The organism is Aquirufa sp. (genome assembly GCF_964796385.1).
Genome location: NZ_CBAUBA010000030.1, coordinates 11,864 through 32,718, shown reverse-complemented (window position 1 = coordinate 32,718; position 20,855 = coordinate 11,864). Strand labels below are relative to the sequence as shown.

General features: G+C 39.3%; 21 protein-coding genes. 11 read left to right on the top strand and 10 right to left on the bottom strand.

All coding sequences use genetic code 11. From position 1 onward, the window contains the following. From AC1W6K_RS09400 to AC1W6K_RS09385, 4 genes are all read left to right on the top strand, one after another. The coding region (locus AC1W6K_RS09400; RefSeq protein WP_481947287.1) for a beta-ketoacyl-[acyl-carrier-protein] synthase family protein at window positions 1–887 on the top strand (887 nt) is incomplete at its 5' end. A 3-nt stretch (window positions 888–890) separates the two neighbouring features. Continuing rightward, on the top strand, window positions 891–1,634 hold the full coding sequence (rnc, locus tag AC1W6K_RS09395) for a ribonuclease III (RefSeq protein WP_481947286.1): 744 nt from the start codon (window positions 891–893) through the stop codon (window positions 1,632–1,634). A gap of 8 nt (window positions 1,635–1,642) precedes the next feature. Next, window positions 1,643–2,497, top strand: coding sequence for a hypothetical protein (locus tag AC1W6K_RS09390; RefSeq protein WP_481947285.1), 855 nt, complete (start codon window positions 1,643–1,645; stop codon window positions 2,495–2,497). 69 nt (window positions 2,498–2,566) lie between these two features. Then, window positions 2,567–4,489 carry a ComEA family DNA-binding protein gene (locus tag AC1W6K_RS09385; protein WP_481947284.1) on the top strand — a complete coding sequence of 641 codons (1,923 nt, stop codon included), beginning with the start codon at window positions 2,567–2,569 and terminating at the stop codon, window positions 4,487–4,489. On the opposite strand, the gene kdsA is transcribed toward AC1W6K_RS09385, so the two are convergent. The 3 genes from kdsA to AC1W6K_RS09370 are packed head-to-tail and all read right to left on the bottom strand — an operon-like array spanning window position 4,486 to window position 7,067. Further along, window positions 4,486–5,295 (bottom strand): 3-deoxy-8-phosphooctulonate synthase, encoded by an 810-nt coding sequence (kdsA, locus tag AC1W6K_RS09380; protein ID WP_481721641.1) that lies wholly within the window; start codon window positions 5,293–5,295, stop codon window positions 4,486–4,488. The genes AC1W6K_RS09385 and kdsA overlap by 4 nt on opposite strands. Window position 5,296: 1 nt before the next feature. Next, entirely contained in the window at window positions 5,297–6,337 is a 1,041-nt protein-coding gene (gene murB, locus AC1W6K_RS09375) for a UDP-N-acetylmuramate dehydrogenase (protein WP_481947283.1), read from the bottom strand. Between the two features lies 1 nt (window position 6,338). After that, on the bottom strand, window positions 6,339–7,067 hold the full coding sequence (locus AC1W6K_RS09370; protein WP_481947282.1) for an ABC transporter ATP-binding protein: 729 nt from the start codon (window positions 7,065–7,067) through the stop codon (window positions 6,339–6,341). Between the two features lie 144 nt (window positions 7,068–7,211). On the opposite strand from AC1W6K_RS09370, the gene AC1W6K_RS09365 reads away from it, so the two are divergent. Then, window positions 7,212–8,117 (top strand): prohibitin family protein, encoded by a 906-nt coding sequence (locus tag AC1W6K_RS09365; protein ID WP_481947281.1) that lies wholly within the window; start codon window positions 7,212–7,214, stop codon window positions 8,115–8,117. Window positions 8,118–8,151: 34 nt separating this feature from the next. On the opposite strand, the gene AC1W6K_RS09360 is transcribed toward AC1W6K_RS09365, so the two are convergent. Then, on the bottom strand, window positions 8,152–9,372 hold the full coding sequence (locus AC1W6K_RS09360) for a bifunctional 3,4-dihydroxy-2-butanone-4-phosphate synthase/GTP cyclohydrolase II (protein ID WP_481719920.1): 1,221 nt from the start codon (window positions 9,370–9,372) through the stop codon (window positions 8,152–8,154). Window positions 9,373–9,460: 88 nt separating this feature from the next. On the opposite strand from AC1W6K_RS09360, the gene AC1W6K_RS09355 reads away from it, so the two are divergent. Next, entirely contained in the window at window positions 9,461–10,168 is a 708-nt protein-coding gene (locus AC1W6K_RS09355; RefSeq protein ID WP_481947280.1) for an ABC transporter ATP-binding protein, read from the top strand. On the opposite strand, the gene AC1W6K_RS09350 is transcribed toward AC1W6K_RS09355, so the two are convergent. The 3 genes from AC1W6K_RS09350 to AC1W6K_RS09340 are packed head-to-tail and all read right to left on the bottom strand — an operon-like array spanning window position 10,161 to window position 13,089. Beyond that, window positions 10,161–10,946 carry an amidohydrolase gene (locus tag AC1W6K_RS09350; RefSeq protein WP_481947279.1) on the bottom strand — a complete coding sequence of 262 codons (786 nt, stop codon included), beginning with the start codon at window positions 10,944–10,946 and terminating at the stop codon, window positions 10,161–10,163. The genes AC1W6K_RS09355 and AC1W6K_RS09350 overlap by 8 nt on opposite strands. Window positions 10,947–10,958: 12 nt before the next feature. Further along, window positions 10,959–12,329 carry a DUF4270 family protein gene (locus AC1W6K_RS09345; RefSeq protein WP_481719926.1) on the bottom strand — a complete coding sequence of 457 codons (1,371 nt, stop codon included), beginning with the start codon at window positions 12,327–12,329 and terminating at the stop codon, window positions 10,959–10,961. After that, window positions 12,280–13,089, bottom strand: a complete 810-nt coding sequence (locus AC1W6K_RS09340; protein WP_395783940.1) for a glycogen/starch synthase — start codon at window positions 13,087–13,089, stop codon at window positions 12,280–12,282. Before AC1W6K_RS09340 ends, AC1W6K_RS09345 begins: the two co-directional genes overlap by 50 nt. A 130-nt stretch (window positions 13,090–13,219) precedes the next feature. Between AC1W6K_RS09340 and AC1W6K_RS09335 the strand changes: the two genes are divergently transcribed. From AC1W6K_RS09335 to AC1W6K_RS09325, 3 genes are read left to right on the top strand one after another with little or no spacing between them, the layout of a single operon-like run. Next, a complete protein-coding gene (locus AC1W6K_RS09335; protein ID WP_481947278.1) occupies window positions 13,220–14,215 on the top strand; it encodes a lysylphosphatidylglycerol synthase transmembrane domain-containing protein in 996 nt (331 codons plus the stop codon). Next, the gene (rfaE2, locus tag AC1W6K_RS09330; RefSeq protein ID WP_481719930.1) at window positions 14,193–14,675 is read left to right on the top strand and encodes a D-glycero-beta-D-manno-heptose 1-phosphate adenylyltransferase; all 483 of its coding nucleotides are present in this window, start codon (window positions 14,193–14,195) and stop codon (window positions 14,673–14,675) included. The genes AC1W6K_RS09335 and rfaE2 overlap by 23 nt, the downstream gene beginning before the upstream one ends. A 4-nt stretch (window positions 14,676–14,679) precedes the next feature. Next, window positions 14,680–15,360: a zinc metallopeptidase gene (locus AC1W6K_RS09325; protein WP_481719932.1), complete on the top strand. Its 681-nt coding sequence runs from the start codon at window positions 14,680–14,682 to the stop codon at window positions 15,358–15,360. Window positions 15,361–15,474: 114 nt separating this feature from the next. On the opposite strand, the gene AC1W6K_RS09320 is transcribed toward AC1W6K_RS09325, so the two are convergent. Further along, complete coding sequence (locus tag AC1W6K_RS09320; RefSeq protein WP_481947277.1) at window positions 15,475–17,193, bottom strand: amino acid permease; 1,719 nt, start codon at window positions 17,191–17,193, stop codon at window positions 15,475–15,477. A gap of 73 nt (window positions 17,194–17,266) precedes the next feature. Between AC1W6K_RS09320 and AC1W6K_RS09315 the strand changes: the two genes are divergently transcribed. Further along, a complete protein-coding gene (locus AC1W6K_RS09315; protein ID WP_481947276.1) occupies window positions 17,267–18,268 on the top strand; it encodes a glycosyltransferase family 2 protein in 1,002 nt (333 codons plus the stop codon). Here the strand turns inward: AC1W6K_RS09315 and AC1W6K_RS09310 are convergent. Then, on the bottom strand, window positions 18,265–18,486 hold the full coding sequence (locus AC1W6K_RS09310; protein WP_395783930.1) for a PspC domain-containing protein: 222 nt from the start codon (window positions 18,484–18,486) through the stop codon (window positions 18,265–18,267). The genes AC1W6K_RS09315 and AC1W6K_RS09310 overlap by 4 nt on opposite strands. Window positions 18,487–18,803: 317 nt before the next feature. Here AC1W6K_RS09310 and AC1W6K_RS09305 point away from each other — a divergent pair, with 317 nt between their 5' ends. Then, window positions 18,804–18,998, top strand: coding sequence for a cold-shock protein (locus tag AC1W6K_RS09305; RefSeq protein ID WP_395783928.1), 195 nt, complete (start codon window positions 18,804–18,806; stop codon window positions 18,996–18,998). A 118-nt stretch (window positions 18,999–19,116) separates the two neighbouring features. On the opposite strand, the gene lysS is transcribed toward AC1W6K_RS09305, so the two are convergent. Next, window positions 19,117–20,829, bottom strand: coding sequence for a lysine--tRNA ligase (lysS, locus tag AC1W6K_RS09300; RefSeq protein WP_481947275.1), 1,713 nt, complete (start codon window positions 20,827–20,829; stop codon window positions 19,117–19,119). Window positions 20,830–20,855 lie beyond the last annotated feature (26 nt).

Sequence of the window (20,855 nt, the reverse complement as noted above, 5' to 3'; positions counted from 1 at the left end):
ATTTCGGACAAGGAGATGGGACACCAAAAATCAATCCATTCTTCATTCCTAAAATGATTGCAGACTCTAGTTCAGGCCAAATTTCCATTCGTAATGGATTTCGTGGACCTAACTATGTAACTGTTTCTGCCTGTTCATCCGCAAACAACGCTATTATTGATGCATTTAATTACATCCGAACAGGACGTATAAACGTTTGTGTCACAGGAGGTTCCGAGGCACCAGTAACAATTGCGTCTGTTGGTGGATTTACTGCCATGCACGCGATGTCTACGCGTAATGACGATCCAACTACCGCTTCACGTCCATATGATGTTGACCGTGATGGTTTTGTCGTTGGCGAAGGAGCAGGTGCACTGATTTTAGAAGAGTATGAGCATGCCAAAGCACGTGGTGCAAAAATTTACGCAGAATTAATTGGCGGAGGATTTTCATCTGATGCCCATCATATCACAGCCCCACATCCAGATGGATACGGTGCCTTATTATCGATGATTGACGCGTTGGATGATGCTCAAATCAAACCAGAAGAAGTAGATTACATTAATACGCACGGAACATCTACTCCAATTGGTGATCCACAAGAGATCAAAGCGATCGTAGATTGCTTTGGGGAACATGCCTATACGTTATCGATTTCATCTACCAAATCCATGACTGGCCATTTATTAGGTGGAGCTGGAGCCGTGGAAGCTGTTGCTTCCGTATTAGCGATAAAACATCAGTTTGTACCGCCAACGATCAACGTATTTAATCGTGATCCTGAAATTGACCAGCGCATCGATTTGACAGAAAATGTAGGAAAATCGCGTGAAATCAATGTTGCTTTAAGTAATGGCTTTGGATTTGGAGGACATAATGCGACCGTTATCTTTAGAAAAATCTAATTTATGACGATTTTTTCATCGTTCTCGTTGTTCTTTCAAAAACCCAAAGACGAACGCGAAAAGCATTTATATAAATCAGTCAAACATTTGATTGGGGCCAGTCCCAAGAATTTGAATTTATACCGACTGGCATTTTTACACGCCTCGGCCTCAAAAGAATCTGTTGCTAAATCATACAAAGAGTCAAATGAACGCCTTGAATTTTTAGGCGACTCCGTACTTGGCATGATTACAGCCAGTTATCTATTCCAAAAATTCCCCTTTAAAGACGAAGGATTCTTAACGGAAATACGCTCACGTATGGTAAGTAGAGAATCGTTAAATGTGCTTGGCCGCAAATTGGGTTTAGAAGAAGTTATCGAATACGAAACCTTAAATCGTAGTTCCCTTTCACGTTCAAGTATGCACGGCGATGCATTAGAGGCATTTATTGGTGCTGTTTACCTAGATAAAGGATTTGCATTTACGCAAAAATTCATCATCAAAAAGATTTTGACCCAATATTTTGATTTAGATACAGTCGTTCAAAATAATCCCAATTTTAAATCGTTACTCATCGAGTGGGCTCAAAAAGAAGGTAAAAAAATACAATTTACCTTGGATGAAGAAGGAACACACCACGACAAAGAATTTACTGCGCTCGTTTTACTTGAAGGAGAAAAAATCAGTAGCGGCAAAGGATATTCAAAGAAAAAAGCAGAACAAAATGCAGCCATGAAAGCCTGCGAAGCCTTAGCTATCAAATAACGTTACCTATGCAAACGCCCACTATTTTTCTTCACTACTACAACAGCGACGAAACGGCTGTCTCTTTTCTGGAAATCATGCAATCTGATGTTGCACCTGAAATATTAACAGTCATTCAAGAAGAATTAGTACATCAGTTATCGGGCGCTGATTTGGCTGAAAAATTACCGAATTTCGACTGGCAAAATGCCCGCATGCAAGAAAAATGGCAGTCAGCAGTGAACCTACTCCTACCCCATGTCCTTTTACCAAACTTCATTTGGCAAGGATGGATTGACTCGCTGGGCCAACAATCCCCCGTTACCCAAACAGAAGTACCAAGCTTTGCTGAGTTACTAAGCTCTGAGGTATATTATGCTTCACCGATTGATTCACTTCCAGATATTGAAGAGAAAGACATAAGCGTAAACCAAGCAGAAACGATTCCTGATTATTTCGAAGCAAACGATGTGCTTCCTGAAATCATTCTTCCAATAGAGCAAGTAGAAGAACCTGAAATTACAGAGGCGCCAATCGAACTGGAAAAATCGAAATCCATCAATGAAATCCATGCGGAATCGAGTGAAGAAAAAGTAATAGACACCATTCAAGTGACAGACCCGTCATTAAAAAATATGGTGGAGATCAACATGACAAATTCCCTTTGGGAGAGTATTTCCCTTTTTCAAAAATTGAATTTCATTCAAGACTTGTTTAATGGAAATGCAGATGAATTCCAACGACTCATCGAATTTGTCGACTCAGATGCTACTGAAACTCAGTGGAAATCAGAAATTGAGAGTCGGTTCGGTCAATACTTACATCCAGAAAATGAAGATACGTGGAACGAATTCTACATTCTAGTTGACCGAAAATTCAATTAGTTGATTTTCATTATCAGTTTTTTACCCCAAATTTCAATACGTTTCTCCTAGTTTCGTAAAAACTAGTTCGTGAGGTATTGTATTGTATTACTCTTCTTTTCTTTTGGCGCCCGTGCGCAAACGCAAGTCCATGACGCAGTACGCGAAGTGGAGGAAACACGCCTACAATTCTTCCAACAAAATCCATTTGACATTAACTTCGTGACATCAGAGGAGCTGCAAGGCTTACATCTCTTTTCAGAAAGACAATTACAGTCGTTTTGGGCTTATCGGAATTTCCACGGGCCATTTATATCCATGCACGAACTACAGATTATTGCGGGGTGGGACCTAGAAACACTGCAAAAAACAGTAGGAATACTTATATGTGAAACCCCACAAAAAAAATGGTATCAGGGCGAGCAAGTAAGCCAACAACTCCTCGTGAAATTCGAACGAACGCTTGAAGAAAAAGTGGGATTTAGTCCACCCACCGCAAGAAGCAAAATCAGATATGTCGGAAATCCTTGGGCACAAAACATTCGTTATCGAGGTAAACTAAATCGTACTTTTCGAGCTGGATTCACGCTACAAAAAGATGCGGGAGAATCTGATTTAACTAATTTTAAAAGTTTTTACCTGGAGGTCAAGCCCCAAAAATGGGTGGATAAATTAATCTTAGGCGACTTCATCAATCAATGGGGACAAGGGCTAATCCAATCTGGCGGTTTTTCCCTTGGAAAGACCTATGAAAGTATTCGTGCCACCCAAAAATTCAATTTAGGCGGTCTCCCCTATTCATCTAGCGGCGAATCCGCTTTTTACCGAGGCATGAATCTTCAAGCACATTGGGGACCCGTCACTTTTGCCATATTTCAATCAACTAGATATCTAGATGCATCCATATCCAAAGACAGTTTAAACCGTCCATTTTACCGGAGTATAGATGTGGACGGAAATCACCGAACAAGTACCGAATTAAAGAACAAATCCAGCCTTTCTCAATACGCTTGGGGCTTCCAAGCGTTAGTTCCTATTGCACAAGGCTACGTCAGTTTTTCTTCCACACAACATCGATGGGACATTCCAAAGCGCAATACACAAATTTACAATCAAACAGAATGGCAAGGGGACCAGTTGACAAATTATGCAATCGCTCATCATATCCCTTGGAAAAATGTATTTCTGGCTGGTGAATTCGCATCAACTAATTCGAATGCCTTTGCATGTATTGAATCGATTGCATTTCCAATTTCTCAAAAACTAGATTTTTCCGCTTTGCTTCGATATTATGGCGCAGGATATTTTAGTCCAATGGCTCAATCGCTTGGGGAAGGTTCGCAAACAAAAAATGAAGTCGGCATATTCGTAGGAAACCAATTCCAAATTTCAAAATATCAACGACTCTCATCTTACATTGACTATTTCTATTTTCCTAAACGAAATTTTAGGTATGCATTTAATGGTGCTTGGGGCGTTGAAATACTTACGCGATTTCAATGGGATCGTAAAAAAAAAGGTCACTATTTTTCACAGTTAAAATGGACCAATCAATCCACTGAGTCTAACCAACGAAAAAATCACTTACAAGCCAGTTTTGATCTTCATCGGGATCTAATTAGTCATGTCAAATGGCATAGCCGACTGATGCTCAGCTACCTAGTTTCTCCAGACCAAAATGAATTGGGTGCCATGTGGCTACATGACATTCAATATTCGCATCGAAATTGGAAACTTCAAACACGCATCGCTTGGGTACACACGCCGAGTTATGATACACGTTTATACGCATTTGAACCTACACTAGCCTATTCATTCAGCCTTCCTGCCTATTACGACCCTAGCATGCGAAATTTGGCTTTACTAAGTTATACACTCTCCAAACATTGGGAATTAGGCATAAAAATAGCCAGAACCCAATATTTCGAAAAAGAAACTAGTGGATCTGGCCTAGACTTAATACCAAAATCGCATAAAACAGATGTTGGCCTTCAACTCATTTATGGATATTAAACAATAGCTTCACGCACTTTCATTAATTTTTCGAGTAATCGCTCTAGTTGGTCCAACGGAAGCATATTAGCTCCATCTGACTTTGCGACTGCGGGATTTGGATGAGTCTCAATAAAAATACCATCAGCACTCACGGCAATGGCCGCTTTAGCTATTGTTTCAATTAAGGCTGGTTGGCCACCCGTCACGCCATTCCCTTGATTGGGACGCTGTAACGAGTGTGTGCAATCCATGATAACAGGTACACCTAAGGAAGCCATTTCGGGCAGATTACGGTAATCAACTACTAAATCACCATAACCAAACGAATTCCCGCGGTCTGTTAGGTAAACAAGTGCATTGGGATTTTCATGGAGCACTTTTTCAACGGCAAATTTCATCGAAGCTCCCGACATAAATTGCCCTTTCTTTATATTGACAGCTTTACCGGTTTGGGCTGCGGCGGCCAACAAATCTGTTTGTCGGCATAAAAAAGCTGGAATTTGAAGTACATCCACATAAGCAGCTGCCATGGCCGCTTCGCCACTTTCGTGAATGTCAGTGACGGTAGGAATGTCGTAATGATCACCGACTGCTTTTAAAATTTCGAGTGCCTTAATATCCCCAATCCCTGTAAATGAATCGATTTTCGTTCGATTAGCCTTGCGATAGGAACCTTTAAAAATATAGGGAATCCCCATCGATTTGGTAATAACATGAATACGTTCAGCTATTTCAAAAGCTAAATCGTTACTTTCAATCGCACAGCTTCCTGCCATTAAAAAAAAGGGGCCTTTCCCTATGGAGGCTAAACTAGGTAACTGCATGTTAAATAATGTTTACTTCGGTCTCCAACGGCACACCAAATTTAGCTAATACGGACGCTTTTATTTGCTCCGATAATTCTTTAATCTCAACGCCTGTTGCTTGACCATAATTCACAAGTACCAAAGCTTGATTTACATGGACACCGGCATCACCTGAGCGGTAACCTTTCCACCCAGCTTGTTCAATAAACCAGCCAGCTGGAAACTTTATATCCGTACTTTCCGGTACAGCATAATGCGGAATACCTGGAAAATCATGCTGCAATCGGATTGATTCGGCAGCTGAAACCGTAGGGTTTTTAAAAAAGCTCCCAGAATTACCTATGTCTTTTGGATCAGGCAATTTGCTTTTTCGGATCGAAATCACCGCATCAGCAACCTCGCGAATCCCTGGATTGACAATACCATTTGTAGTTAAAACATCTTTTATAGCGCCATACGAAATATGGAGTGTTGGCTTTTTGGCTAATTTAAAACATACAGAAGCGATCAAATAACGTCCTTTACCGGCATGTTTAAAATAACTTTCTCGGTAACCAAATTGGCATGCCTCCGAATCAAATCGCTCAATGAGTAATGTTTCTAAATTTAGGGCTTCCAAATGATCAAATGTGTCTTTAATTTCTACCCCATAGGCGCCTATATTTTGCATGGGTGCTGCACCAACTGTACCTGGAATGAGCGATAAATTCTCAATACCTGCCCACTGGTGATCAACTGCATATTGAACAAAATCATGCCAATTAACACCTGAACCTGCACGAACCCACACAAAATCAGCTGATTCGTCAAGTACCTCAATTCCAGCAAACGAAATTTTAACAACTAAGGCATTCACATCCTGAGTCAACAGCAAATTACTTCCTCCACCTACAAACATGTGGTCAACATGCGCATATTTTTGTTCGTGAATTAACTGCACGTATTCTTGCAAATGATTGATTTCAACAAAATAGCGAGCTGATACATCAATCCCAAAGGTATTGTATTGCTTCAATGATACATTTTCTACGACAAGCGGTGCCGAATAAACTTGAGGCATATTAGGTTAATTTCGTAGATAAAAATTCTTGTAAATCTGGAGTCTCCGTTTGAAGAATATTCGCTGAATTACCCTCCCAACACTTTTTACCATCCTTTAAAAAAATAATATACTCACCCATACGCATGACTGAATTCATATCATGAGAGATCACAATCGTAGTAATATTAAATTCTTTCGTAATTTCTTGGATTAGTAAATCAATTTTAACAGCCGTTAAAGGGTCTAAACCCGAATTAGGTTCATCGCAAAATAGGTATTTGGGATTCATGACGATAGCCCGAGCAATACCAACGCGTTTTTTCATTCCACCTGAAATATCTGAGGGCATTTGATGAGCAGATGCTTCTAAGCCGACGCGCTGCAAACATAACATGGCTTGTGTATTTTTTTCCTCAGGGGTTTGGGAAGTCAATATATCCAAGGGAAAACGAACATTTTCGAGAACAGTCTTGGAATCAAAAAGAGCCCCACCTTGAAATAAAACACCCATTTCACGCCTAATTTCCTTCACTTGATCTAGATCAGATTTGATAAAGTCTCGCCCGTCATACATGACAGCACCACGCTCAGGTGTTAAAATCCCAATCATACATTTTAAAAGAACTGACTTACCTGTACCGCTACCTCCAATCACCATATTAACTTTACCCTGTTTAAAAACAGCGCTAATGTCATCCAAAACTATGCGGCCATCAAATTCTTTATGAATATTTTTGATCTCAATCATGCCCAAAATTAGGGATTTTTTGCCAAATAATCGTTGGCAAAATAAGAGTCCCAAAAACTTATAAACTAATTTTACTTCTATCTTTATAAGCAAATTATTTGTACTATTGTGTTCTCTCAGAGACAAAACCTAAATCACTAACCTATGTTTTTTATATTTATCGGCGTTATTTTATTCATAGCAAGTCGCGCCATCGCAAACCCTAATTTAGTTTTCTCAAAGTATGCGAATTCTTTACGGATCGTCGCAATTGTTCTTTTTTTGTTAGGTATCTCAACCTCCGTAATCAAACAAGTGAACGCGGGGGAAGTTGGCGTACAAAGCATCTTTGGTAAAGTTCAAAATCAAACCTTAACAAGTGGATTAAATTTTGTCAATCCAATTGCCACAGTCACCATTTTTGATACCAAAACGCAAAACTATACGATGTCAGCAGTACACGATGAAGGAGATAAAAGCGGAGATGACGCCATTCGCGTATTAACGGCAGATGGACTTGAGGTAGTTGTAGACCTAACCATTCTATACCGCATTTTACCTTCAGAAACTCCACGCATTTTAAAAGAAATTGGAGAAGATTACCGTGACAAAATTGTTCGCCCAGTTACACGTACCATGATTCGTGACAATGCTGTCTATTATGATGCCGTGGGATTATATTCGTTAAAACGCAATGAATTCCAAAACAGAATTTATGCCGATATAGAAATGAATTTCAAAAAACGTGGACTAGTTCTTGAACAATTGCTAATTCGCAATATCAATTTACCTAACTCCGTTAAGCAAACGATCGAATCTAAAATTAATGCGGAGCAGGATGCTCAAAAGATGCAATTTGTCTTACAAAAAGAGAAGCAAGAAGCAGAACGTAAACGAGTAGAAGCGCAAGGTATCGCGGATTATCAGAAAATTCTTTCTACAGGTCTTAGCGACAAACAATTGCAATATGAAGCTATCATTGCCCAAAAAGAATTAGCTAAATCACCCAATGCCAAGGTAATCATCATGGGAGGTGGAAAATCAACCCCAATCATACTTGGAAATAATTAACAAAAAAGCTCCTGATAGTCATCAGGAGCTTTTTTTATGATTTCAAAATGGTGTGACCCATCTTATCACGCTTGGTGGTTAAGTAAGCTTCATTGTGTGGATTTGAAGCAATTTCAATTGGGAGACTTTCAACAATCTCTAATCCATATCCCAGGAGTCCTGCCCGCTTTTTCGGATTATTCGAAATCAACCGAATCTTATGTACGCCCAAATCACGTAAAATTTGTGCCCCCACTCCATAATCACGCTCGTCCATTGCAAAGCCTAATTCCAAATTAGCTTCCACAGTATCCCTACCTAATTCTTGTAATTTATATGCTTTTAGTTTGTTTAACAAACCAATTCCCCGACCTTCTTGAAACATGTATAAAACAACGCCTTTACCCGCTTTTTCAACCATTTCCATGGCTTTATGGAGCTGACCACCGCAATCGCACCGACAAGACCCAAAGATATCACCAGTTACACACGAACTGTGTACACGAACTAATACTGGTTCATCTTTCTCCCAAGTACCTTTAATTAATGCTAAATGTGTATCATCCGTATTTTTTTGCTTAAACGCAATCAAATCAAAATGACCCCATTCAGTAGGCATATCGACGCCAATTTCACGCTGGATTAACGATTCTGTACTTAATCGATATTCAATTAAATCTTTGATGGTCACCAACTTAAGATTGAACTTATCCGCAATTGTGCGTAAATCAGGTAGGCGTGCCATGGAACCATCCTCATTTAGAATTTCAATTAAAACACCTGAGGGTTTAAATCCGGCTAATTTGGCAAAATCCATGGAAGCCTCCGTGTGCCCAGTTCGCCGCAAAACCCCTTCGGATTTACTTTTAAGCGGAAAAATATGACCCGGACGCCCTAAGTCGGTGGGCTGAGTATTGGGATCTACTAAAGCTCGAATCGTCTTTGATCGATCCTGCGCAGAAATCCCCGTCGTACATCCATTCCCTAATAAGTCCACAGATACCGTAAACGGAGTTTCGTGCGAAGTTGTATTTTGATCAACCATCATTTCGAGTCCCAACTCAGCACAACGCTCATTAGTCAACGAAACACACATCAGTCCACGCGCCTCTCGAATCATGAAATTGACTATTTCCGGTGTAATTGCCTCAGAGGCGCAAATTAAATCACCCTCATTTTCCCGATTTTCATCATCAGCAACAATAATCATTTTGCCTTGACGAATATCCTCAATGGCATCCTCAATACGATCTAAACGTATACTTTCCTCTTGCATGAATTTGATTTTGAAACGAAAACACAAAGGTAATCAGAATTAGTTCCCATTTTCCTACCTTTGTCAGATAAAATATGCCTTAACAGCTATGCGGATTTTAGTTTCAAATTTAGGTAAAAAATATGGCCAACAATGGGCTGTACAAGGTTTGAATTTTCAAGCACAACCAGGAGAAATTATAGGATTCTTAGGGCCCAATGGTGCAGGAAAATCAAGTACCCTAAAAATGCTGGTTGGTTTGCTACCACCAACTGAAGGATCAGCACAAATTCAGGGAATTGAAATTCAATCAAATGAACTCGCTCTAAAAAAACAAATCGGCTATTTAGCTGAAAATAACCCAGTTTATCCCGAAATGTATGTCAAAGAATTTTTAGAGATTATCGGGAAATTACATGGATACACAAACAAAAATTGCCAAAAACGCATCCAAGAGGTCGTTGAACTAGTAGGTCTTTCCCGCGAACAGTCCAAAAAAATAGGCGAATTATCAAAAGGGTACCAACAGCGCGTCGGCATTGCTCAAGCTATTTTTCATAATCCCGACATCTTAATTCTAGATGAACCTACTAGCGGACTCGATCCAAATCAAATGGAGGAAATACGACATTTGATCCTTTCATTAAAATCAAACAAAACCATTTTATTTTCGAGTCACTTACTAAGTGAAGTAGAAAGTATTTGCGATCGAATTCTATTGATCAATCAGGGAAAATTAATGGCGGACTGTAGCATCAGCGAAGCGAATGCATACCCTGGAGGCTTAACTGCTTTTTTTCAAGACAAAACTAAATAAGCTCAAACGCATCTGCGTCTAAATGGGCAGGGAAAGTCTCCCTAAATGTCTTCAAACTATCGAGACTAAGACTGTATTGTTTGATGGTTTCCTCAGAACCCAATTGCACTAATTCCTCTCCTTTGAATGATATTAAGGCAGAATGGCCCGCATATTCAAGCCCATTCCCATCTATTCCAATTCGATTAACGCCCGCCACAAAAGCCAAATTTTCGATTGCTCTGGCTTTTAATAAAACGTCCCAAGCTTGCGATCTAGCTGCAGGCCAATTAGCCACATAAATTGCCAAATCATATCCCAAATCTACATTTCGAGACCAAACAGGAAAACGCAAATCATAGCAAATAAAAGGGGCGATACGCCAATTTTTATAGGTAAACACCAACTTGTCAATACCCGACTGATAACTCTCGTGCTCCAAACCCATACGAAACAAATGTTTTTTATCGTACGTCTGAATAGAACCATCCGGGAAAGCGACTATAAGCCGATTAACCAAGCCCTTTTTTTCTTTGATTTTTAAACTACCCAATACAACCGCATGAATGCGTTTAGCTTGCATAAGCATCCATTGCGTGCTTGGACCTTGAGGTATTTCAGCATGTAATGCCGACATACTAAATCCGGTGGTAAACATTTCAGGTAGGATGATTAGGTCAGTCTTGCCAACTAAATGAGTTAATTGTTCCTCTAACTGCCCGCAGTTAGAAATTGGACTATCCCAAACTAAATCAGTTTGAACTAAACTGACACGTAAGTTAAAACTAGACAGAGACATGTTGCCGAAAATTTATTTGGCAATATAGGAATAATACAAGCGAACCTTAGCTTTTAGCGCATTGAGTGGCACGAATCGTGCACTTTCACTAACCAATTTTGTCATTCCATTGGAGGAAGTCGCTAAGGTTGGCGTTACTAAATAACCTAAGTTTGACTTACGACCTGCCAAAACTGATTGTAATTCGGTCGTAATATTAAACGTGTAGCTATTAAAGGCAGCATTATAATTTGCTGTTTGAATACCGCCACCGCCTTCTGAAACCACATAACCTAAACCACTCGAATTGCGCAATGGTTTATTTGATCCATCAACGTGTAATAAAGTTAACTGGCCCAAAGTATTATTTAAATCTAAGGCATCTAACCCCGTTAGAACCAATTCTGCTTTATTGACCGCGACATTGTTCTTTCCTAATAAATTCAATAAAGTGGGTAACTTAATCCGCGTTACAATTCCAGAACCTGATTGTACGAATGTTGTATTATTCGTCCTTTTAGAAGATAAAACATCACCCGGTTTAACTAAGGCCGCTAAGGAACCCGAATTAGTTATTTGAAACTTATTGAACCTTGCTTGAACTTCATCTGAAATTGCAGTAGACAAACTAAAATAGTAATTCAAATAATACTTAGTCGTATCACCCGGATTATGCCAGAAAAGTGTCATTTTTGAATAAGCTGGAGAGAAGCCTAATAAAGCGGCTTTTGCGGAACTCGAGGATTTAATATACAAACCAGGAAATGAAGCTCGAAATGATTTACCACCACCAGACAATGATTTATCAGTATAGTTTTTAATCAATTCATTGCCATATGCAGCTGACATACGAAAAGTTAATGTATCCAATTTTAAGGAATCTCCATTGAACGAACGCGCTTTGACAACACGTGGTTTAAACGTATGTATAGCGACCGGATTTGCATCATACGCCACATTGGAATTCGTAAAGTAACTCGTCGAAAGACTTAAACTGTCCTTTAATTTATAAATCGAAATTGTTTGGGGCTGCAATGTATCTCCTTGAAAACTCGTATAAACCAAACTCATACGAACGGAATCCATGATGGAAGTAATTTTTGAAGTCAACGTATCTGCATTTGAAATTTGCGCAAAGAACGATGACTGGAAAGTGCCTAAATCAGGATGCTGATAAGAACCAATCAAAAATGAATTGCTACCGCCCGTTTGAATTGAATCCATTAGTACAGTAGACGATTCAACCTGAAGGGTATCCGTAAAATTCAAACCCACCTCTACGCTAAATAAATCAGCACCAATTTCTTTAGGTGTGTCACATGAAGCAAGAAAAAGGGAAAAAATTCCCAACCATTTAGTTGCCAGCCAGTTCAATGTAGGCTTTTTCGAAGAAATCGAGGTCATTATCGGCAATATTTTGGAAGGTTTTATCTTGAAATTCATCAATTATCGATTGGATACGGGTATTATCCGCATTTTCTAAGGATACTATTTTGTCGGCAAACTCTGCCCCAATTTTAATAAATGCAGCATAATCAGCTGTCTGTAAACTAGATAAACCGGAATCATCCATGTCACCTATTTTAACTTTCTCGTTCAAATCGTCGGATGAAAACGTAAAATCAAAGCCGGAATTGTGTGGAGAGAAAATTGTTTTTGAATCTTTAAATATAGGATGACTGCGGTAATATGTTGAAATGTATAAAGGCACCAAACTAGCCATCCAATCATTGCAATGAATTACATCTGGCGACCAACCTAATTTGATAACAGTCTCTAATGCCCCTTTACAGAAAAATATGGCACGCTCGTGATTATCAGCATAAAAAGCATCATCCTTATCGGTGAGCACATATTTCCGCTGGAAATAATCCTCATTATCAATAAAGTACACCTGAAGTTTAGCTGCAGGTATACTTGCTACTTTAATCGTCAAGGGCTTTTCCTCATCTCCCATTGGAATTGTAATTCCAGAAAGACGAACTACCTCATGCAAGCGATTTTTACGTTCATTGATGGAACCAAAACGAGGCACCAAAATTCGAATTTCCATGCCACGCTCTTGCATTGCAGTAGGTAACGCGCGAACAAAATCAGCTATTTTGGAAGTATTGAGGAACGGATCTACCTCGCTGGAAACGTAAAGAATACGTAATTTAGACATGCTAAAATTAGTTAGGGGAAATTATCCCAAAAAACAAATGCAAAAATATAAAAAATTAATCGTAAATCCGCATCATTAATTCACCAAAGGTCTTTATTTTGGCATCGGATTCTGAATTCGAAACGCCCTAATGATCAAATCATTCCTCAAATACGCCTTCTCAACCCTACTGGCAGCCGCATTGCTCTATTGGGCCATAGACAAAAGTGATTTACGTTGGAATGATATTTATATTACTTTTCAGCAGGCCAACTACACCTGGGTGGGTATATCGCTAATCATTGCACTGATTTCGCATATTTTTCGAGCATTGCGCTGGGAGCTATTACTTGGTGCTATGCATTTTTACCCGGGAACAACCCGTACGTTATCCGCTGTATTAATTGGTTATTTTGCTAATTTTTTGGTACCCCGCATGGGCGAAGTTTCGCGTTGTGGCTCCTTACAAAAGACGGCGGATATTCCATTTGAAAAATCATTTGGAACAGTAATAACAGAGCGGATCGTGGATTTGCTGGGTTTATTAATCCTTGTAGGTCTAACCTTTTTAGTTGAGTGGAAACCGATTCAACAATTCTTATTTCCAAACTTTCAATGGCCATCAATATTGACTTTAGCTGGATTAGCTAGTGGTTCAATTACGATTTTAGCCCTACTCTGGGTTAAAAAACCGGTGATTTTGGAACGCTGGAATAAGTTTACGAGTAAGTCAAGCATTGGAAAAAAAATTCATGGTTGGGTGCTCGGAATTAGTAGCATTCAAGAAGTTAGTAAACCTAGTAAATTTGTTTTTTACTCGATAGCCATATGGATTGCTTATTTTGCAAATACCTACACCTTGTTTTTAGCTTTCCCAATTAGTTCCTCATTGGGATTTTCTGCTGCATTAACTGTTCTCGTTATGGGAACATTCGGTATGGCCACACCTACACAAGGAGGTATTGGGGCTTACCATAGTTTGGTGGCCTCGGCACTGGGATTTTACTTGATCCCACTTAAAGAAGCAACCCTATTAGCCACCTTTTTTCATGGAACTCAAATGGCCCTCATCTTGTTATTGGGCGGATTAAGTTTCTTATTAACCTTATTTTTACCTAAGAAACATGCCGGTGTCAACTCAATATAAAATTTGCGAATTAGCAGAAGCATTGCAGCGCCGAGACGACTGGAAGTCGGCGGGCGAGCAAGTCGTTTTCACCAACGGCTGCTTTGATATTTTACATTTAGGCCATGTTGATTACCTTGAAAAAGCACATCAAACAGGTACAAAAATGATTGTTGGCGTAAATTCAGATGCATCAGTTCGAGTACTGAAAGGTCCAGAGCGACCTGTCAACAATGAATATGCGCGTGCGCGCATTATTGCCTCGTTGCAATTTGTTGACCTTGTGATCGTTTTTCACGAAGAAACACCATTGGAATTAATCAATATCCTACTTCCTGATATATTGGTCAAAGGAGACGATTATTCCTTTGAAACAATTGTGGGGGCAAAAGAAGTTATAGCGGCAGGTGGTCAGGTTAAAACTATTCCATTAGTACCTAGTTATTCAACAACAGGAATTATTCAAAAACTAAAACAATAAAAATATGTATTTCATAGCAATCATTTTTGGTGTACTTGGCATGCTTATTTCATGGCGCCTAAAATCCAAGTTTAAAACGTATTCAGAACAAAGCTTGCAAAGTAATCTTTCCGGCGAAGAAATCGCGAATCGCATGCTTGCAGACCACGGCATTTCAGACGTGCGCGTTATTACCGTAGATGGGAAGTTGACAGACCACTACAACCCAGCAGACAAAACAGTCAATTTAAGTGCGGATGTCTTTCATGGCCGAAATGCAGCCGCGGCGGCAGTTGCTGCGCACGAATGTGGACACGCCGTTCAGCATGCGCGCGCTTACAGTTTTTTACAATTCCGCAGTGCGATGGTTCCCATGCTAAACTTCGCAAATGGGTTTATGCCCTTATTGTTAATGGGTGGCATGATGCTGTTGTATTCAACAGGAAATACGACCGTTTTACAAATTGGTGTAATCCTTTTCGCCATGGCTACACTTTTTAGTTTTATCACACTACCGGTAGAATTTGATGCCTCTAATCGAGCATTAGCCTGGATTAAAGCAAACAACATCGTTACTCCAGCAGAATATAGCATGTCCAAAGATGCACTTTGGTGGGCAGCAATGACGTACGTTGTCGCAGCACTAGGTATGCTCGCTCAATTATTATACTATCTGAATTTATTAGGGGGGAGAAGGGAGAACTAGACGATAGACGTTGGACGTTAGACTTTGGACGTTAGACTTTAGACCATAGAACTTTCGTTAACTTCGAAGTTAATGTAAAAAATCTAGCGTCTAACGTCTAAAGTCTAGCGTCTATTAAGCTAATTTACTCTTCCGATAACTATATCCAAAATAAATAACAATCCCGGCTAAGCACCAGTAAAAAAAGCGCTCCCAATTTGTGGCGCCCATTTGAGTCATCAGGTATAAATTAACCAATAAGCCTAGGACTGGAATTAACGAAAGTTTATGGGTAAAACTAAAAATTGACAAGACTAACCAAATCAGGAAAAAGCCAGACATAATCACATGATCTGCCTTGGAATCACCTTCGACATATCCTTGAAGCCACGATAACCACGATTGCCCATCTGGCAGTGAAAGATACAAGGCCACAAGCCATGTAGCACCAACCCAAATACCTGCATTCAAATATGGAATCTTAAACTTTGATTTTTTCTGATTTTCTGGGTCCAAATCCAGGACTAAAACCCCGCCACAAACAAGCACAAAAGCAAATAATGTACCTATACTGCTTAAGTTAATTACCTCCTCCAAATTCGCAAATAGCGCTGGAATTCCAACCAACACCCCAGTCATGATCGTAGAAAAAGATGGCGTGTGATATTTTGGATGAATGCGCGCAAAAGCTTTTGGCAATAATCCATCACGTGACATCGTCATCCAAATCCGTGGCTGACCAAGTTGGTAGACAAGCAAAGCCGAAGTCAAGGCAATAACCGCACTTGCAGCGACAACACCAGCGACACCAGGAAGATTAACCTTCATGAACATAAATGCCAAAGGATCTTCAATTCCAGCCAATAAATGTGATGGCACAATACCCGTAAGTACCAACGTCACCATGACATAGAGAACCGTGCAAACCAACAAAGCCCACATCATGGCTTTGGGAATATCACGTTGTGGATTTTTACACTCCTCTGCCGTTGTTGAAATAGAATCAAAACCAATGTAAGCAAAGCAAACGGCAGCCACGCTTTTTAAAACACCCGAAATGCCATTCGGCGCAAATGGAGTCCAATTTTCAACTTGAACATAAAAGGCGCCTACGCCTACAACAAGGGCGATGACGGCCAACTTCAACACAACTAAAATATTGTTGGTGTTTTTCGATTCTTTAATTCCAATATAAACTAAGTAAGTTATGGCAACCGTAATTACTAATGCGGGGATGTTGGCAACAAAATGCCAACCGAAAATGGTAGGAGCTGAAGCAAAAGCAGCATATCCTTCTCTAATATTGACAGACATTGATTCGAGTGATTGGCCAGATTGTATACCTACTTCAGCTGCTGAAAAGGCTCGTTTCGCGGATAAATAATCCATGGTTAAAAATTCAGGAACATGGAAGCCTAAGCCTTCTAGTAGGTCAACAAAGTATTTGGACCACGAAATAGCGACCGCTACATTAGAAATAGCATATTCCAACAATAAATTCCAACCCAAAATCCAAGCTACAATTTCACCTAAACTAGTGTAAGCGTAGGTGTAGGCACTACCAGAAATAGGTACAGTGGCAGCAAAACGCGCATAACAAAAAGCGGTAAACATACAGGCCATGGCTGTAAATACAAATAACATGGAAACAGCAGGCCCGCCATTCGCAGATGCCTGCCCAATGGCAGAAAAAATACTTGCACCTATAATGGCCGCAATTCCCATAAAAGTCAAATCGCGCACACCTAAATTGCGAACTAGATGATTTCCAGCCAAATTTTCCATTTCCGCTTGATCCGAAATGATTTTATCGATTGACTTCTTTCTAAATAAGGATTCCCACATACGTTTCATTTATTGACAAAGAAACAAAAATACATCTTTATCAAAGAAATTCTAATTAAACGAAAACACTTACCTTTGCGACATGTCGATCGCAGTGGTTATCCTAAACTTTAATGGCCAAAATTTTTTGGCAAAATTCCTACCCAAAGTACTTGAAACAAGCGTACAGGCTGAGGTAATTGTTGCCGACAATGGCTCAACAGATAATTCAGTCGAATGGATGAAAAAAAATTATCCGCAAATTAGATTATTGCAATCGACAAAAAATGAAGGATATGCAGGAGGTTACAACACCGCCTTAGCGCAAGTAGATACTGAATATTATGTATTAATGAATTCCGATATTGAGCCAAAAGCCAATTGGCTCAATGGATTGATGACCTACATGCAGGATAACCCAACAGTAGCAGCTGCTCAACCTTATATACTTGCCTATGACAATCCAACTAAATTTGAATATGCAGGTGCTGCGGGTGGGTTTTGGGACAACTATGGTTTCCCATTCTGCCGCGGACGACTGTTTGACACCGTTGAGGAAAATTTTAATCAATACCCAACCAGTTTAGTGAATTGGGCTTCAGGTGCTTGTTTAGTAGTACGGGCTAAAGCATATTGGGAAGTTGGCGGATTAGATGCAGACTTCTTTGCCCACATGGAAGAAATTGATTTTTGTTGGCGCCTACAACGCACCGGCTATCAAGTAGCTGCCATAGCTACCAGTGAAGTTCTACATGTGGGTGGGGGAACACTGCCACAAGGGAATCCGCAGAAAACTTACCTGAATTTTAGAAATAACTTAATCTTACTCTATAAAAATTGGGATCCAAAAACTAAATGGCAAACAATTTTTGGCCGAATGGCATTAGATGGAATAGCAGGCATTCAGTTTTTGCTAAAAGGCGAAATAAACCAACTAGTAGCTATTTTAAAGGCCCACAAGAGTTTTTATGGATATTTATGGTCGAATCAAAAGAATAATTTAGCTGCGCATCAACAAAAATACTGGACAAAAAGCTATCCAAAATCAATCATTTGGGCATATTTCATTCAAGGAATAAAATCTTTCCAATCTTTACGTTTCTAAATATCCCAAACAGAAGGATTATTTCGCTGACGTAAATACCGACGGATATTCATCCAGAAAGCTAAAAACAGATAGATGATGATTGGGGAACCCAATGTCAGGAATGAGGTGTAAATAAAATATAAGCGAATGCTACTTGTAGAGATTTTAAATTTTTCACCGATATGTGTACAGACTCCAAAGGCTTGATTCTCAACGAAGTATTTTATTCTGTTCATAAAGTGAAAAAAATTAACTTCCAAAAATACTTGAAAAATAAGTATTTACAGAATTAAAATTCATATAATTAAAAATATTATATAAATTATAAATAAAATACTAAATTATTTTTTATAAACTGATAATTTATTTTAAATTGCTTGCATACAATATAATTTTTTATACATTTGACCACTTAAAAGATTTAATTCAGCCATAGTTCAGACCTGCCCTCTCTAGTATCTTCCTCTTTAATTAGTTTTTGATTCTAGATTTCGCAACGTTCGACTTGATCGCAGAAAGGTTTATTTAGGTATTAATTTTTAACATTTTTTTTATGCAAACTGGTAAAGTAAAATTTTTCAACGAGACCAAAGGATTTGGATTTGTAGTTGACGATCAAACAGGTGAAGACATCTTCGTACACGTAACAGGCCTTTCAGGTGTTACAATTCGCGAAAATGATTCAGTATCTTACGAAGTTACTGATGGAAAGCGTGGAGCAAACGCAATCAACGTAAAGAAAATCTAATTTTTCTTTCGGATTTTTGATTAGAGCAAATCAGTAGATTTCAATATATATTTATTGCCCCATTGATCTCTAGTTAAAGAGAAAAAAAAGCCTTCATCATGAGGGCTTTTTTTATGTTCTATCCGATCCAGGCGATAATTTCTTCTTTGGAAGGCAATGCCACATCAATCTTCAACTTCTTGCGCATACCTCCTAAGTCATTAAATAATTTATTAGGATTAGCTTCTTTAAGTATAGCCAATGTTAAAATTCCAATTTTTTGCAAGGCTGGAATCCAAACTTCAGGGACACCTGCTTGTACGAAATCACTGTCTGAAGAAACTTCTTTAATTACTTCTGATCTCATTTGAGGGAAAAACAATACTTCTTGAATAGATGATTGATTGGTCATCAACATGGTCAAGCGGTCAATACCAATGCCAATTCCAGATGTAGGTGGCATCGCATATTCCAACGAGCGTAAAAAATCGAAATCCATCGCCATGGCCTCATCATCTCCTTTTTCAGCCAAACGCAATTGATCTTCAAAACGCTCTTTCTGATCAATCGGATCATTTAATTCTGAGTAGGCATTCGCAATTTCTTTTCCATTGACAAACAATTCAAATCGCTCTACTAAGCCTGGCTTTGAACGGTGTTTTTTGGTTAATGGGGACATTTCAACGGGGTAGTCGGTGATGAACGTAGGCTGAATCAAATTAGCCTCTACCTTTTCTCCAAATAACTCGTCGATCAATTTCCCTTTACCCATTTGATTATCTACGTCCATTCCTAAAATCAAGCAATGTGCGCGCAATTCAGATTCAGACATGGCATCTACATCCACTCCCCCATACTGCAATATTGCACCTGAGATTGTTAAACGCGGGTATGGTCCGGCAAATTCGATTTGATTTTCGCCAACTTGTATTTTGGTTTGGCCATGCAATGTTTGTGCTACCGTCTGGAAAATAGTCTCTGTAAGATCCATCATCCAATGATAGTCCTTGTAGGCCACATAGAATTCCAATGAAGTAAATTCTGGATTATGTGTCCGATCCATTCCTTCATTACGGAACATTTTTCCAAACTCATATACGCCGTCAAAACCGCCAACAATCAAACGCTTCAAATACAACTCATTTGCAATGCGTAAATAAAGCGGCATATCCAGCGTATTATGGTGTGTATTAAACGGACGAGCAGCCGCTCCTCCATGAACCGCTTGCAATACGGGCGTTTCAACTTCAAGCCAGCCACGTGAATCAAACATGCTGCGCATGGTAGAAACGATTTTGGCACGCTTAATGAATATATCTTTAACGTGTGGATTGACTATTAAATCAACGTAGCGTTGACGATAACGCATTTCTGGATCAGAGAAGGCATCATAAGTTTGACCTTCAGCTTCTTTGACGACGGGTAAAGGGCGGAGGGCTTTGGAAAGTATCGTAAACTCGCGAACGTGAACGGAAATTTCACCCACCTGCGTGGTAAATGCATATCCCTTAACACCGATAATATCACCAATATCTAATAACTTCTTAAAAACAGTGTTATACAAGGTTTTATCTTCCTCAGGACACAAATCATCCCGACGAAAATACAATTGAATACGACCTTCTGCATCTTGCAACTCAGCAAAAGAGGCATTACCCATGATTCGAAAACCCATCAAGCGACCAGCTAAAACTACCTCTTGATAGTTATTTTCATCTGGTTTATATCGAGCCAATATTTCAGCCGAATGAACATTAACCGGATATTCAGCCGCAGGATACGGATCAATACCTAATGCGATTAACTCATTCCGTTTTTGACGCCTTAATTGCTCTTGCTCACTTAAAATCATTCGAATGTTCGTTGGGTAAAATTAAA

Coding starts and splice junctions, on each gene's coding strand:
- rnc (WP_481947286.1), top strand. CDS start 891: ATGACGATTTTTTCATCGTTCTCGTTGTTCTTTCAAAAACCCAAAGAC.
- AC1W6K_RS09390 (WP_481947285.1), top strand. CDS start 1,643: ATGCAAACGCCCACTATTTTTCTTCACTACTACAACAGCGACGAAACG.
- kdsA (WP_481721641.1), bottom strand. CDS start 5,295: ATGCAGTTACCTAGTTTAGCCTCCATAGGGAAAGGCCCCTTTTTTTTA.
- murB (WP_481947283.1), bottom strand. CDS start 6,337: ATGCCTCAAGTTTATTCGGCACCGCTTGTCGTAGAAAATGTATCATTG.
- AC1W6K_RS09370 (WP_481947282.1), bottom strand. CDS start 7,067: ATGATTGAGATCAAAAATATTCATAAAGAATTTGATGGCCGCATAGTT.
- AC1W6K_RS09365 (WP_481947281.1), top strand. CDS start 7,212: ATGTTTTTTATATTTATCGGCGTTATTTTATTCATAGCAAGTCGCGCC.
- AC1W6K_RS09360 (WP_481719920.1), bottom strand. CDS start 9,372: ATGCAAGAGGAAAGTATACGTTTAGATCGTATTGAGGATGCCATTGAG.
- AC1W6K_RS09355 (WP_481947280.1), top strand. CDS start 9,461: ATGCGGATTTTAGTTTCAAATTTAGGTAAAAAATATGGCCAACAATGG.
- AC1W6K_RS09350 (WP_481947279.1), bottom strand. CDS start 10,946: ATGTCTCTGTCTAGTTTTAACTTACGTGTCAGTTTAGTTCAAACTGAT.
- AC1W6K_RS09345 (WP_481719926.1), bottom strand. CDS start 12,329: ATGACCTCGATTTCTTCGAAAAAGCCTACATTGAACTGGCTGGCAACT.
- AC1W6K_RS09340 (WP_395783940.1), bottom strand. CDS start 13,089: ATGTCTAAATTACGTATTCTTTACGTTTCCAGCGAGGTAGATCCGTTC.
- AC1W6K_RS09335 (WP_481947278.1), top strand. CDS start 13,220: ATGATCAAATCATTCCTCAAATACGCCTTCTCAACCCTACTGGCAGCC.
- rfaE2 (WP_481719930.1), top strand. CDS start 14,193: ATGCCGGTGTCAACTCAATATAAAATTTGCGAATTAGCAGAAGCATTG.
- AC1W6K_RS09325 (WP_481719932.1), top strand. CDS start 14,680: ATGTATTTCATAGCAATCATTTTTGGTGTACTTGGCATGCTTATTTCA.
- AC1W6K_RS09320 (WP_481947277.1), bottom strand. CDS start 17,193: ATGAAACGTATGTGGGAATCCTTATTTAGAAAGAAGTCAATCGATAAA.
- AC1W6K_RS09315 (WP_481947276.1), top strand. CDS start 17,267: ATGTCGATCGCAGTGGTTATCCTAAACTTTAATGGCCAAAATTTTTTG.
- AC1W6K_RS09310 (WP_395783930.1), bottom strand. CDS start 18,486: ATGAACAGAATAAAATACTTCGTTGAGAATCAAGCCTTTGGAGTCTGT.
- AC1W6K_RS09305 (WP_395783928.1), top strand. CDS start 18,804: ATGCAAACTGGTAAAGTAAAATTTTTCAACGAGACCAAAGGATTTGGA.
- lysS (WP_481947275.1), bottom strand. CDS start 20,829: ATGATTTTAAGTGAGCAAGAGCAATTAAGGCGTCAAAAACGGAATGAG.